Here is a 13337-nt window from a genome sequence, read left to right as displayed (position 1 = left end):
TTAGTTCCCCCCTTTCAGCATCGGATAGCCCAGCCGCTCACGCTGGCGGACGTAGGCCTCGGCGCAGGTGCGGGCCACGTTGCGTACCCGGCCGATGTAGGAGGCCCGCTCGGTGACGGAGATGGCGCCGCGGGCATCCAGCAGGTTGAAGGTGTGGGAACATTTCATCACAAAGTCGTAGGCCGGAAAGACCAGGTCTTTTTCGGCCAAGCGGATGCATTCCTGTTCGTATTTACCGAACAGCTCCAGTAGCAGCGCCACGTCGGCCTCTTCAAAGTTGTAGCGCGAGAACTCAACCTCGGTCTGATGGTGGATATCGCCGTACTTGACCCCCTTGACCCACTCCAGGTCGTAGACGTTGTCCACCCCCTGCAGGTACATGGCGATCCGCTCACAGCCGTAGGTGATCTCGGAGGAGACCGGCTTGAGATCAATGCCGCCGGCCTGTTGGAAGTAGGTGAACTGGGTGATCTCCATGCCGTCCAGCCAGACTTCCCAGCCCAGACCCCAGGCGCCCAGGGTCGGCGACTCCCAGTCGTCCTCCACAAAGCGGATATCGTGCTGGTTGGGGTTGATGCCGAAGGCCCGCAGGCTATCCAGGTACAGGTCAAGGATGTTGGTGGGGGAGGGCTTCATGATCACCTGGAACTGGTAATAATGCTGCAACCGGTTGGGGTTCTCGCCATAACGGCCATCGGTGGGGCGGCGGGACGGCTCCACGTAGGCCACGTTCCAAGGCTCGGGGCCCAAAACGCGCAGAAAGGTGGCCGGGTTGAAGGTGCCGGCACCCTTTTCGGTGTCGTACGGTTGCTGGATTACACAGCCCTGTTTGGCCCAGTAGCCTTGCAGGGAGAGAATCAGGTCTTGGAACGTCACGGTGTACCTCCGTGCTGGTAAAATCGAAAAGTTAGTAAGAATAACAGGGGCTGCGGCGGATGGTCAAGCGTACAACGTTTAGCGACTGGCTTCTGCAACCGTTTTTAGGGCGGGCAGTTGGCGCACATCGACTTGAACAGGTTGGTGCTCAAGTAGCGGTCGCCCCGGTCCGGGATGATCACCACGATGGTCCCCCCGCTCAGCTCCTGGGCCAACTGAAAGGCGCCAGCCATAGCGGCACCGCCGGACATGCCGCAGAAGATCCCTTCGTGGGCCGCCAGCTGGCGCGAGGTCTCAAAGGCGGTTTCGTCGTCGATCACGATCTTGCGGTGCAGGTTTTCTTCGTGGTAGATGGCCGGCACGATCGCCTCTTTCATGTTTTTTAATCCCTGGATGGCATGGCCCAGGTTTGGCTCGATACCGACCACCTGGGCAGCGGGGGCCAGTTTTTTCAGGCAGGAGGCGGTACCCATCAGGGTGCCGCCGGTACCCATGCCGGCCACCAGATGGGTCAGCTTTCCTGCGGTCTGGGCGATGATTTCAGGCCCGGTGGTCAGCTCATGGGCCAGTGGGTTGTTGGGGTTGTCGTACTGGTTGGGCATGTAGTAGCGCCCCGGCTCTTCCTTCAGAATCTTGTGGGCCAGCCGGATGGCGCCATCGGTCTTCTCACAGCCGGGGGAGAGAAGTATCTCGGCGCCGTAGGCCTCCAGGATGCTACGTCGTTCTTGGCTGACGCAGGCCGGCATGGCCAGCTTGATCCGGTAGCCCCGTGCCGAGGCGATCATGGCCAGGGCGATGCCGGTGTTGCCGGAGGTCGGTTCCAGAATCACCTTGTCCCGGGTCAGTTCACCGGAGGCCTCGGCTGCTAGGATCATCTGGCGGGCCGGCCGGTCTTTGATCGAACCACCGGGATTGTTGCCTTCCAGTTTTGCCAGGATGGTGACCTTTGGGTTGGGGTTGCTGCTGCCGATGGTGACCAGCGGGGTGTTGCCGATGGCATTCAGGAGAGACTGTCCAAGCACGGATGGTACCTGCCTTGTAAATGGGCTGTTGGCCGCTGTTTGCGGCAGTTTTTCTTTATAACTGTTCGTGTTGGGGGGGTCAAGGAGTTATCGGGGTAACGGCTTATTGTCGCATCACTTTCCTGTTGACAGCCTTCCCCGGTTTGTGTTTTAGGTGAAACTACAGGTAGATGATGGTTTCCATCCACCCCGTTTTTTTCATTCCAGCGGTTACATCCCCAGCGTAACATCCGTGATAAAACGTTAGATGCCTGATCTTTCATTGTGTGCAGCACCTGTGCCATCCATCTAAAGAAAGGCTTCGGCTCGTGTCCGGCAGCTTCGATCCTCTGTGCCCCGATCTTCGGTAACCCTATTTAATGTCTCTCACCCTTAATCCCACCAGCAGGAGAAACGCGTTGTGAACCTCCAGGAACTCAAGAACAAGAAAATCAGTGAATTGAATGCCATTGCCCGTGATCTGAACATTGAGGGGGCCTCGGGCCTGCGCAAGCAGGACCTGATCTTTGCCATCCTGAATGCCCAGACTGAACAGAACGGTTCCATTTACGGCGAAGGGGTTCTGGAGACCCTGCAGGATGGCTTTGGCTTCCTGCGGGCGCCGGACTACAACTACCTGCCGGGTCCCGACGATATCTATGTCTCCCCCAGTCAGATCCGACGCTTCAACCTGCGTACCGGCGATACAGTTTCCGGCCAGATCCGCCCGCCCAAGGAGGGCGAGCGCTATTTTGCGCTGCTCAAGGTGGAGACCATCAACTTCGAGTCACCTGAGGCGGCCCGCGACAAGACCCTCTTCGACAACCTGACCCCGCTTTATCCTGAAGAAAAACTGAAACTGGAGACCGCGCCAGACAACTACGGCATGCGGGTGATGGAGCTGGTTTCACCGATTGGTAAGGGACAACGCGGCCTGATCGTGGCCCCGCCCCGCACCGGCAAGACCATGCTGATCCAGAATATCGCCAACTCCATCGCCGAGAACCACCCTGAGGTCTACCTGATCGTGCTCTTGATCGATGAGCGGCCCGAAGAGGTGACCGACATGCAGCGTTCGGTCAAGGGCGAAGTGGTCTCCTCCACCTTTGACGAGCCGGCTACCCGTCACGTGCAGGTGGCCGAGATGGTGATCGAGAAGGCTAAGCGGCTGGTGGAACATAAGAAGGACGTGGTGATCCTGCTGGATTCCATCACCCGTCTGGCCCGGGCCTACAACACCGTGCTGCCCCCCTCCGGCAAGATCCTGACCGGCGGCGTGGACGCCAACGCCCTGCAGAAGCCCAAGCGCTTCTTTGGCGCGGCCCGTAACATCGAAGAGGGCGGCTCTTTGACCATCATCGCCACCGCCCTGGTGGATACCGGCAGCAAGATGGACGAGGTGATCTTCGAGGAGTTTAAGGGCACCGGCAACATGGAGGTCCATCTGGACCGCCGCCTGGTTGAAAAACGCACCTTCCCGGCCATTGACATCAACAAGTCCGGCACCCGCAAGGAGGAGTTGTTGATCGAAAAGGTGTCGCTCAACCGGATCTGGATCCTGCGCAAGGTGCTGCACCCGATGAACGTGGTGGATGCCATGGAGTTTCTGCTGGACAAGCTGTCAGAAACCAAGACCAATCAGGATTTTCTGGATTCAATGAATAAATAACAAGAAAAAGCTTGAATTTTTTTGCGAAAATCCGATACAGTACACTTTCGCCAAGATACAGCTTTATGACGAGCTGAAAAAGAGGAGGAGTTGCAATGAAAGAAGGAATTCACCCCGCTTACGCCGAGATCACCGTGAAGTGCGCCTGTGGTCACAGCTTCCAGACCCGTTCCACCCGTAAGGAGATCTTTACTGAAATCTGCTCCGCCTGCCACCCCTTCTTCACCGGCAAGCAGAAGCTGGTGGACACCGCCGGCCGCGTCGAGCGGTTCAAGAAGCGTTACGGCCAGGCCTAGCGTCCACGTGTAGGGTATCGAGGGGGGTGTGCCGGAGAGGTGCAGCCCCCTTTTTGCATCTTGTGGGGATCGTATGAACATCGAACTGTTGCAATACACCGCTGAACCGGAACGGACCGTGGCCCTTGCGGCCCGGCTCTGCTATTCGCCGGCCGACCTGGAAGAACTGCGGGCCAGGATCGATAGTGGCGACTGCGCTGCCTTTATCGACAAGATCATGTCACTGGGGCACCACTCGGTACTGGAGCATGCCTCCTTCACCTTCGGTATCGAGGGGATCTCACGGGTCACCTCGCACCAGCTGGTGCGGCACCGGGTGGCCTCCTACTCCCAGCAGTCGCAACGTTATGTCTCCCACGCCGAGCGCTTTGCCGCTGTGCTGCCGCCAGCCGTGGCCGCCAATGACGAGGCCAAGCGGATCTTCGAGTTCACCACCGGCGTGGTGCACCAGGCCTACAAGCAACTGGTGGAGATGGGGATTGCGGCCGAAGATGCCCGTTACCTGCTGCCCAATGCCACCGAGACCAAGATCATCATGACCATGAACGCCCGGGAGCTGCTGCACTTCTTCCGCTTGCGCTGCTGTGAGCGGGCCCAGTGGGAGATCCGTTCCATGGCGGTGGGCATGCTCAAGCTGGTCAAGCAGATCGCCCCCACCATCTTCCGCGACGCCGGCCCCGGTTGTGTGGCCGGCCCTTGCCCGGAAGGTGAGTTCTGTTGCGGCCGCACGGCCGAGATACGTAAGCAGTTCAGGAGTCTGACCTAAATGGAAAAAATCAATATCGGCGGCCAGGCGGTGCTGGAAGGGGTGATGATGCGCGCCCCCCGGGCCATGGCCATTGCCGTGCGTCGCCCCAGTGGTGAGATCGTCATCAAACGCGAGCAGACGCCGCCCCTTTCGGAGCGCTTCCCGATCGTCAAGTTGCCGCTGGTGCGCGGTGCGGTGGCCCTGGTCACCTCGCTGATCATCGGCATCAAGGCCCTCAATTTCTCGGCCAACGAGGCGCTGGTGGAGGAGGAGCAGGAAGGCGGGGAGGCGAAACAGGAAGAGCTTTCTTCCTGGGCCCTGGCCGGCACCATGGTGGTGGCCTTCGGTTTCGGTATCGCCCTGTTCTTCGTGTTGCCGCTCTACCTGACCAAGCTGCTGGTGCCGGTGATCGGTGATAACAACATCATCTTCAACCTGGTGGATGGCGTGATCCGGGTGGTGGTGTTCCTGCTCTATATCTGGTCCATCGCCAAGATGAAGGATATCGAGCGGGTCTTCCAGTACCACGGCGCCGAGCACAAGACGATCTATGCCTTTGAAGAGGGGGTCGAGCTGACCTTGGAGAACGTCAAGCGTTTCAGCCGACTGCACCCCCGCTGCGGCACCAGCTTCCTGCTGATCGTGATGCTGGTCAGCATCGCCGTCTTTTCGCTGATCCCCAAGGCCTGGCCGTTTATCTGGAAGGCCCTCTCGCGGGTGGTGCTGCTGCCGCTGATCGCCGGCATCTCCTACGAGTTCCTGAAATGGAGCGCCAAGCACGATCAACACCCGTTGGTCAAGCTGGTGATCGCTCCTGGTTTGGCCCTGCAACGCCTGACCACCCGCGAGCCGGATGACGACCAGCTGGAGGTGGCGATTTGTTCAGTCAAGGAAGCATTGGATGAAAATGGCGGCTATAGTGATGACCGCATAGTGGTGTAAGGAATAGAGAGCATGTTTGATAAGATACAAGATTTAGAGATCCGTTTTCAGGAGCTGGAATCGCTGTTGTCCGATCCGACCGTGATCGCCAACCAGCCCGAGTTTCGCAAGCTGTCCCGCGAGCATGCCGATCTGGCGCCCTTGATCGAGGCCTTTCGCCGCTACAAAAAGGTGCTGGAAGAGCTGGACGAAAACAAGGAGCTGCTGGCTGACCCTGAGATGAAGGAGATGGCCGAGGAGGAGATCAGTCGCCTGAGCGAGGAGAAGGAGCGCCTCGATGCGGAGATCAAGATCCTGCTCTTGCCCAAGGACCCCAACGATTCCCGCGATGTGATCCTGGAGATCCGGGCCGGCACCGGCGGTGACGAGTCGGCCCTGTTCTGCGGCGACCTGTTCCGGATGTACTCCCGCTTTGCCGAGAAGAACCGTTGGAAGGTTGAGATGCTGTCCTGTTCCGAATCGGAGCGGGGCGGCTACAAGGAAGTCATCGCCTCCATCGAGGGCCAGGACGTCTACGCCAAGCTCAAATACGAGTCCGGCACCCACCGGGTGCAGCGGGTTCCCGAAACCGAGGCCCAGGGCCGGATTCACACCAGCGCCTGCACCGTGGCGATCATGGCCGAGGCCGAGGATGTGGATATCGACATCAACCCGGCCGACCTGAAGATCGACGTCTACCGCTCCTCCGGCGCCGGTGGCCAGCACGTCAACACCACCGACTCGGCGGTGCGGATCACCCACCTGCCCACCGGCACCGTGGTGGCCTGCCAGGAAGAGCGCAGCCAGATCAAGAACCGGGCCAAGGCGATGAAGGTCCTCAAAACCCGCATCCTGGACACCATCCTGCAGGAACAGAACGCCAAGATGGCCGCCGACCGCAAGCAGCAGGTCGGTAGTGGCGACCGTTCCGAGCGTATCCGCACCTATAACTTCCCCCAGGGGAGGATGACCGATCACCGCATCGGCCTGACCCTCTACCGCTTGGATTCGATCATGGCCGGCGATATCGAGGAGATCACCGACGCCCTGCGCACCTATTATCAGATGGAGGCGCTGCAGGCCCAATCCGAAGGGGCGTGACGCTTCCAGCTCACGGCGCTCTCGTCGTTGGCTCGTGTTAGCACTTGTAGGTGCCGAGTTGTTGTGGCCGTCTGCCTGCCCCATGCTCAGACGGCCAGTTTCTGCTGCTACATCGGCTTGTTCGCTGCAATCGCTCGAACTCGCCCTGCAGGCTCAGACAGTCGCGATTGCGGGCGCTCACTGCGCCGTGATCAGCAACGAAACCGGCCGATTCGCTTGGCGGCAGGCAGACGGCCATTCCCCAATCCCTTTGGCAGGTAACTACTCCCTATGCCCACCGACGCCGACATCTGGACCACCCTCAAGGTCCTGACCTGGACCACCGGCTACCTGGCCGAAAAAGGGGTCGCAAACGCCCGTCGCGAGGCGGAGTGGTTGCTGTGTGAGGCCACCGGCCTGGATCGGGTCGGGCTGTACCTCAACTTCGACAAGCCGATGAGCGACGAGGAGCTGGCCGCCTACCGCGCCCTGGTGGTCCGCCGCGGCAAGCGGGAACCGTTGCAGCATATCCTCGGCTCCCAGGAGTTCGACGGCCTGACCTTTGAGGTTTCCCCGGCCGTGCTGATCCCCCGCCACGACACCGAGACCCTGCTTGAACAGGCACTCCAGCACGCTCCGTCCTCCCGTACAATCCTTGATATCGGCACCGGCTCCGGCTGCATCGCCATCGCCCTGGCCAAACGGCTGCCCGAGGCGACAATCACCGCCGTTGACCTCTCGCCCGATGCGCTGGTCGTGGCGCAGCGCAATGCCGAACAGCATAGTGTGGCGATCGAATTTCTGCAGGGTTCCTTTTTTGAGCCACTGGCTGGGCGTCGCTTTGATCTGATCGTCTCCAACCCCCCCTACATCACCACCGCCGATCTGGCCGGTCTGCAGCCCGAGGTGCGCGACTTTGAACCGAACCTGGCCTTGCATGGCGGAGCTGACGGATTAGATGCCTACCGGGCCATCATCGCCCAGGCCGCTGACCATCTGCAGCCCGGCGGCTGGTTGTGGTTTGAGGTGGGGGCAGGGCAGGCAACCGATGTAGCGGCGCTGCTGGCGCAGGCCGGATTTAATGGTATCATCACTGCCAGCGACCCTGGCGGTATCGAGCGGGTAGTAGGGGGGTATCATGGAGCGTGACGAGGCGTTGCGGGTACTGGAAGAGGCCGATTGTCTGCTTGACCAGGCGGCCGTCGATCAGGCCATCAGCAGGATGGCTGCCGACATTACGGAGCGGATCGGCAAGCTCAAGCCGCTGGTGTTCTGCGTGATGAACGGCGGGCTGATCTTCTGCGGCCAGTTGCTGACCAGGCTCGCCTTCCCGCTGGAGGTAGGCTACCTGCACGCCACCCGCTACGGCCGTGAAACCATCGGCGGCGATCTGGAGTGGCAGGCCGTGCCGCAGGTGGAGATGGCGGGCCGCACCGTGCTGCTGGTGGATGATATCCTGGATGAGGGCGTAACCCTCAAAGCGCTGGTGGACGAGTGTCTGGCCCGCGGCGCCCGGCAGGTGCTGACCGCCGTGCTGGTGGACAAGCAGCATGATCGCAAGGTGCTGCCCGGCTACCGGGCTGATTTCACCGGCCTGGAGATCCCGGATCGCTTTGTGTTCGGCTACGGGTTGGATTATGACGGCATGTGGCGTAATGCGGCCGGCATTTACGCGGTAAAAGGCTTGTAGCTGATGAAGAGCTTTTTCCAGTTTGAGCGCTACCACACCTCCTACCGGCAGGAGACCCTGGCCGGAGTCACCACCTTCCTGACCATGGCCTATATCATCGTGGTCAATCCCGCCATCCTGGCGGTGGCCGGCATCCCTAAAGAGGCCCAAGTGACCGCCACCATCCTGGCGGCGGTGATCGGCTGCCTGGTGATGGCCTTCTGGGCCAAGCGCCCCTTTGCCATCGCCCCCTACATGAGTGAGAACGCCTTTGTGGCCTTTGTGGTGGTGAAGGGGATGGGCTACTCCTGGCAGATTGCCCTGGGGGCGGTCTTCTGGGCCGGCCTGGCCTTTCTGTTGTTGACGCTATTCAAGGTGCGCTCCTGGCTGGCCGCCTCGATCCCGCTGTCGCTCAAGGCCAGCTTTGCGGTAGGGATTGGACTGTTCCTGACCTTTATCGGCCTGAATGAGGTGGGGCTGGTGGTGCTGGGGGTGCCGGGCGCGCCGGTTCGGCTGGGCAACATCGCCCAACCCACGGTGCTGCTGGCGATCGGCGGCTTTCTGCTGACGGCGGTGCTGTTTGCCCGCCGGGTCAATGGGGCACTTCTGTACGGCATCGGCATCACCACCCTGGCCTCGGTGCTGCTGGGGATCACCCCGCTGCCTGACCGTCTGGTCAGCCTGCCGCCGTCGCTGGCGCCGATCCTCTTCAAGCTGGATATCGCCGGCACCTTGCAGCCGGGTATCTTCCCGGTGGTGCTGGTGATCTTTATGATGGCCTTTCTGGACACCATCGGCACCCTGCTGGGGCTTTCGATGCGGGCCGATCTGCTGGACAAGGACGGCAACCTGCCGGAGATCGAACGGCCGATGCTGGCCGATGCGGTGGCCACCACCATTGCGCCGCTCTTGGGCACCACCACCACCGGGGCCTATATCGAGTCGGCCACCGGCATCGCCGCTGGCGGCCGCACCGGCTTCACCGCCCTGGTGGTGGGCGGTCTGTTCGGGCTGTCGCTCTTTTTTGCGCCGCTGTTTACCATGGTGCCGGCCCACGCCTACGGCATCGCCCTGATCGTGATCGGCGCCCTGATGATCCAGCCGGTCACCCGCCTGGATTTCGACGACTTCAGCGAACTGATCCCCGCCTTTCTGACCATCGCCTTGATGATCTTTACCTACAACATCGGAGTGGGCATGACCGCCGGTCTGCTGTCCTATCCGCTGATTAAACTCTGCACCGGCCGGGTGCGGGAGGTCTCCGCCGGGATGTGGGTGCTGGCGCTGCTGTCGCTAACCTTCTTTATCTTCATGCCCAAGGGGTGAAGCGGCCGGCAGATGAAATTTTATGCCAAAGAAACGGGGTGATGGCTCCATAGCCACCACCCCGTTTCTGCCTTCAGAACATACCGCCGTTACTTAGAGGTAACGCTGTCCAGAATCTCGATCAGTCGCTGCGATTCTGCATGCATCTGATTGTACAGTTCCCAGGCCTTCTTCCGTTCCCCTGCATCAGCAGCCCGCACAACCTCTTTGCCGAGGGTGTGCACCCGTTCGTGGGGCGCTTCAATTTGGCGCAACTGCGGATAGCGTTGCGCCACTTCCATCCCGTCGTTGTTGTACCAGGTGCCAAAACGGCAGGTCAGGTGGGTTGGCAGGGCATCAGCCTTCAAGGTGGCATCTTTGTCCAGGTGGGCCCTGATCTTGCCCACAAACGAGATATGGGCCGCCTTGGCCTGTGATAGAATCAGTGAAAGCTCTTCGTTGATCTTGAAGGTGGCCAGGGTGACCGCCATCTCATCGGACATCAGCAGCAGCCGGTTAGAGGCGCTGATGGTCTGCCGGGTGCCGGTGGCGGTTTTGTTAACCACTTCGTTGACCTGGTGGATGTTGCTACTGATCTCGCTGGTAGTGGCGGTCTGCTCCTCGGCGGCGGTGGCGATCTGATGCACCTCCATGGTCAGCTGGTTGATCTCCTCCAGGATGCGCTCCAGCGCTTCGCCGGAACGATTGGCCTCCTGGCTGCCCCGTTCCACCTCTTCTACCCCCACCGACATGGATTGAACTGCAGCGCCGGTTTCCTGCTGGATCGCCTTGATCATCTCACCGATTTCCCGGGTGGCGCGGGTGGTGCGCTCCGCAAGGGCCCGCACCTCGTCAGCCACTACAGCAAAGCCACGTCCCTGTTCGCCGGCCCGTGCAGCTTCAATGGCAGCGTTTAAGGCCAACAGGTTGGTCTGGTCGGCGATATCTTCGATCGTCCCCACGATGGCGCCGATCTGGTCAGAACGAGCCCCCAGGCTTTCAACAGTGCCTGCGGTCTGCTTGACCAGTCCGGCGATCTGCTCCATTACCCGCAAGGTGCCTTGCACCACCTGCGAGCCGGCTTCTGCTCGTTTGGTGGCTTCCTGGGCGCTGTCTGAGGCCATCGTGCAGTTACGGGCGATATCCGATGAGGTGGCAGCCATCTCTTCGCTGGCGGTGGCCACCGAAATGGTTTGGGCTGCCATGGCGCGGGCATCCTGGGCCAGGACATCGGCTGTGACCTGAAACTGGCTGGATGAGATGGTTACCTGGGTGCTGGCGGTGGTCACCTTAACCACCACATCGTGGATTTTTTCCACAAAGGCGTTGAAGGCTCTGCTGACGGCCCCCAGTTCGTCCTTGCTGCTGGACTGCAGGCGTAGCGTCAGATCACCCTCGCCTTGGGCCAGATCCTGCAGAGTATCTACCAGGGCGTGTAGCGGTCTGGTGATACTCCTAATAATGATGATGCCTAGACCGATGGCAAGCAGGGTAAAGATTACGACCAGCAGTATGCTGACCGTCAGGTTGCGTTTGGCCTGGGAGGCCTTCTGCCCGGCAAAGGAGGTCAGGCTGGTGGCCAGCTTGTCCTCCAGTCCCTTCATCAAGTTTATTCTTGCGGTGATGGTGCTGAACCAGACCTCGGCATCCATGCCAAAGCCGCTGCCGATCCCTTTGTCGATAACAGCCTGAAGCATCTCGTTTGTTTTCAGGTAGACCGGGTCCTTTTGCACGGATTCTTTGAATTCCTTGACCACTGTCTTGTCTGCATAGCGGTTAAAGTTGCTCAGGCGCAGCTGTCCAGCCGTGGCAATCCTGATGACCCGTTGGTACGCGGCAGCATCAGCGGTATCAGAGGCGAGGATGCCGTTGACCGTGGCGCGCAGCTGTCCAGCTGACTCTTTGGCGCCCTGGAAGGTCACGTAGCCGAAGGAGGCCAGGGCGATCTCTGGATCACCAGCCTTGTCAGTCACGGTAAAGCCGATTTCAAGGTAAGAACTGATCAGGGTTGTGTAGTAGCTGATGACATCCTTGGTTTCCAGGGTCTGGCTGTCAATGGCGGTGCGGGTTGCTTGCAGTTTGTCACGCTGTTCGGCTGCCTTGTCCAGGGTAGCTTTCATGCCTGCCACCCGGTTGCCCTGGCTGTTTATCGTTTCCAGCATGGTCTTCAGGGCTGTGTCGACAGCTTGACGCTGCTTCAGCAGCTCATCTCCGGATTTCTCTCCCTTTGAGGCCAGGAAACTTACCGAAAACCCACGTTCCTTCTGCAGTTCGTGAATCAGGTTGCCGGCAGAGGTGGAAACCGCCACCAGGGCCTGGGTTGACCGCATATTATCGAGGGTACGCAGGTTGCCGCGCAGGTTCATGGTGGCAAAAATCAGCATGCCGATGATAGGGATCGTCAATACTAGCAGCAGCTTTGGGCCAATTTTGAGGTTGTTGAACATAAATCGCTACTCCTTCGGGTGTCTGTGCGTTTTTTTAATACTATGTGTCAGATTTTTTTAATGTCAAGCTGAGCGTAGAAAGTGGTTTTTAGCTGAGGACAAAATATATCCTATTTATCATGAATGCGACATCAAAACAGCACCGGCTAAAGGAAAAAACAGATTTTTTGATTTCAATCAAATGGAAACAAAAAAGCGGCATCACCGGGGTGACGTCGCTTTCTTGAACAGAGCACACCTTGGTTTGGCTAGCCTTCGCTGAGCACCTTCTCGTCGTACATGGCCTCAATTTTGCGGCGGTGACCCAGTTCGACCTCGGCAAAGGCCAGCAGGGTCTTCTGCAGCTTGGGGTCCTCGGTCATGCCGGCCGCTGCCTTGTACAGTTGGTAGGCGCTCTCCTCGGTCTTGAGTGCGTAGGCCAGAATCTCCTGATAGGTCATCTGGGGGTGAAACGGTACATCCTTCAGGTATTGGCCAATGGTTGCTTCAGGCAGTTTGCAGACCTTCAGCTCGTCAATCTTGTCCGGGTCAACCTTGGAAAAGACATCCTTGTGGGCAGCCTCTTCCTGAGCCAGCTCTTCAAACATCTTGCGGGCGGCCGGACTGACCGTCAACTCCGCAGCCCGCTTGTAAAGCTGGTAGGCGGTCTCTTCCCGCTCAATAGCAAAATCGATGACTTCCTGCAGTGATATGAAGCTCACGTAACTCCTCCTGTTTAGGTGCAGTATTCTTCTATGTAGGCCAGCACTTCGGCTGGATGCTGCTCAGCCTTGGCCACCTTGGTCCAATGTTTTTTCAGGGTGCCGTCGGGGGCGATCAAAACCGTGGAACGGTTAACCCCGGAAACGGTCTTGCCGTACATTACTTTTTCGCCGTAGGCCTTATAGACCTTCATCATCACGGCGTCAGGATCGGACAGCAGCACCATGTTCAGATTATGATTTTCGATAAACTTCTGGTGCGAACTGAGCGAGTCTTTGCTGATACCCAGCATGATAACCTGATGTTTGTCAAATAAGGGCTTCAGATCACGGAAGCCACTGGCCTCCTTGATTCAGCCGGAGGTGTTGTCTTTAGGGTAAAAAAACAGCAGCAGCCGTTTGCCGGCATAGTCTTCAAGGCGGTGACGTTTGCCGTCACTTCCCTCAAGATCGAAGCCTGGAGCAGGTTTATCGATCAACGACATGTTTAGCTCCTGTACGTTAAATATTGTGTAACGTGTATACGTGTAGTCAGCAAAAGTCAAGATGAGCCGCCTGTTCCTGGCGGTAAACAAATGTGCGTGCAATTGCCAGCAAAAAATGTTACCGGAAGGTAACGGGGGT

General features: G+C 59.2%; 13 protein-coding genes. 8 read left to right on the top strand and 5 right to left on the bottom strand.

Annotated features, from left to right (window positions below):
- Entirely contained in the window at nucleotides 1–876 is an 876-nt protein-coding gene (gene glyQ / locus RBQ93_RS02940; RefSeq protein ID WP_320370519.1) for a glycine--tRNA ligase subunit alpha, read from the bottom strand.
- Nucleotides 877–980: 104 nt separating this feature from the next.
- The gene (locus tag RBQ93_RS02935; protein ID WP_320370518.1) at nucleotides 981–1898 is read right to left on the bottom strand and encodes a cysteine synthase family protein; all 918 of its coding nucleotides are present in this window, start codon (nucleotides 1896–1898) and stop codon (nucleotides 981–983) included.
- Nucleotides 1899–2298: 400 nt separating this feature from the next.
- Between RBQ93_RS02935 and rho the strand changes: the two genes are divergently transcribed.
- The 8 genes from rho to RBQ93_RS02895 all read left to right on the top strand — a co-directional run bounded on the left by rho (nucleotide 2299) and on the right by RBQ93_RS02895 (nucleotide 9586).
- Nucleotides 2299–3546 carry a transcription termination factor Rho gene (gene rho / locus RBQ93_RS02930; protein ID WP_320370517.1) on the top strand — a complete coding sequence of 416 codons (1248 nt, stop codon included), beginning with the start codon at nucleotides 2299–2301 and terminating at the stop codon, nucleotides 3544–3546.
- A 95-nt stretch (nucleotides 3547–3641) separates the two neighbouring features.
- Entirely contained in the window at nucleotides 3642–3842 is a 201-nt protein-coding gene (rpmE, locus tag RBQ93_RS02925) for a 50S ribosomal protein L31 (RefSeq protein WP_320370516.1), read from the top strand.
- Between the two features lie 73 nt (nucleotides 3843–3915).
- Nucleotides 3916–4608 (top strand): FAD-dependent thymidylate synthase, encoded by a 693-nt coding sequence (thyX, locus tag RBQ93_RS02920; protein ID WP_320370515.1) that lies wholly within the window; start codon nucleotides 3916–3918, stop codon nucleotides 4606–4608.
- Complete coding sequence (locus RBQ93_RS02915; RefSeq protein WP_320370514.1) at nucleotides 4609–5532, top strand: DUF1385 domain-containing protein; 924 nt, start codon at nucleotides 4609–4611, stop codon at nucleotides 5530–5532.
- Between the two features lie 12 nt (nucleotides 5533–5544).
- The gene (gene prfA, locus RBQ93_RS02910; protein WP_320370513.1) at nucleotides 5545–6612 is read left to right on the top strand and encodes a peptide chain release factor 1; all 1068 of its coding nucleotides are present in this window, start codon (nucleotides 5545–5547) and stop codon (nucleotides 6610–6612) included.
- A gap of 270 nt (nucleotides 6613–6882) precedes the next feature.
- Nucleotides 6883–7740 carry a peptide chain release factor N(5)-glutamine methyltransferase gene (gene prmC, locus RBQ93_RS02905; RefSeq protein ID WP_320370512.1) on the top strand — a complete coding sequence of 286 codons (858 nt, stop codon included), beginning with the start codon at nucleotides 6883–6885 and terminating at the stop codon, nucleotides 7738–7740.
- The gene (locus RBQ93_RS02900) at nucleotides 7730–8281 is read left to right on the top strand and encodes a hypoxanthine-guanine phosphoribosyltransferase (protein WP_320370511.1); all 552 of its coding nucleotides are present in this window, start codon (nucleotides 7730–7732) and stop codon (nucleotides 8279–8281) included. The genes prmC and RBQ93_RS02900 overlap by 11 nt, the downstream gene beginning before the upstream one ends.
- Nucleotides 8282–8284: 3 nt before the next feature.
- Entirely contained in the window at nucleotides 8285–9586 is a 1302-nt protein-coding gene (locus RBQ93_RS02895) for an NCS2 family permease (protein WP_320370510.1), read from the top strand.
- A gap of 89 nt (nucleotides 9587–9675) precedes the next feature.
- Here RBQ93_RS02895 and RBQ93_RS02890 read toward each other — a convergent pair whose 3' ends face one another.
- The 3 genes from RBQ93_RS02890 to RBQ93_RS02880 form a co-directional block, all read right to left on the bottom strand.
- Nucleotides 9676–12012, bottom strand: coding sequence for a nitrate- and nitrite sensing domain-containing protein (locus tag RBQ93_RS02890; RefSeq protein ID WP_320370509.1), 2337 nt, complete (start codon nucleotides 12010–12012; stop codon nucleotides 9676–9678).
- A 248-nt stretch (nucleotides 12013–12260) separates the two neighbouring features.
- A complete protein-coding gene (locus tag RBQ93_RS02885) occupies nucleotides 12261–12713 on the bottom strand; it encodes a ferritin family protein (protein ID WP_320370508.1) in 453 nt (150 codons plus the stop codon).
- 14 nt (nucleotides 12714–12727) lie between these two features.
- The gene (locus tag RBQ93_RS02880; protein WP_320370507.1) at nucleotides 12728–13198 is read right to left on the bottom strand and encodes a peroxiredoxin; all 471 of its coding nucleotides are present in this window, start codon (nucleotides 13196–13198) and stop codon (nucleotides 12728–12730) included.
- Nucleotides 13199–13337 lie beyond the last annotated feature (139 nt).

It is taken from the genome of Trichlorobacter sp. (assembly GCF_034008105.1).
Lineage (GTDB): Bacteria > Desulfobacterota > Desulfuromonadia > Geobacterales > Pseudopelobacteraceae > Trichlorobacter.
Note: the sequence above shows the minus strand (reverse complement) of the source record. Positions and strands in the feature narration are given on the sequence as shown.

Bases quoted from the DNA above. Each gene is read 5' to 3' on its own strand.
- RBQ93_RS02895 (WP_320370510.1), top strand. From the start codon at position 8,285: ATGAAGAGCTTTTTCCAGTTTGAGCGCTACCACACCTCCTACCGGCAG.
- rpmE (WP_320370516.1), top strand. From the start codon at position 3,642: ATGAAAGAAGGAATTCACCCCGCTTACGCCGAGATCACCGTGAAGTGC.
- thyX (WP_320370515.1), top strand. From the start codon at position 3,916: ATGAACATCGAACTGTTGCAATACACCGCTGAACCGGAACGGACCGTG.
- prfA (WP_320370513.1), top strand. From the start codon at position 5,545: ATGTTTGATAAGATACAAGATTTAGAGATCCGTTTTCAGGAGCTGGAA.
- RBQ93_RS02900 (WP_320370511.1), top strand. From the start codon at position 7,730: ATGGAGCGTGACGAGGCGTTGCGGGTACTGGAAGAGGCCGATTGTCTG.
- prmC (WP_320370512.1), top strand. From the start codon at position 6,883: ATGCCCACCGACGCCGACATCTGGACCACCCTCAAGGTCCTGACCTGG.
- RBQ93_RS02915 (WP_320370514.1), top strand. From the start codon at position 4,609: ATGGAAAAAATCAATATCGGCGGCCAGGCGGTGCTGGAAGGGGTGATG.
- RBQ93_RS02890 (WP_320370509.1), bottom strand. From the start codon at position 12,012: ATGTTCAACAACCTCAAAATTGGCCCAAAGCTGCTGCTAGTATTGACG.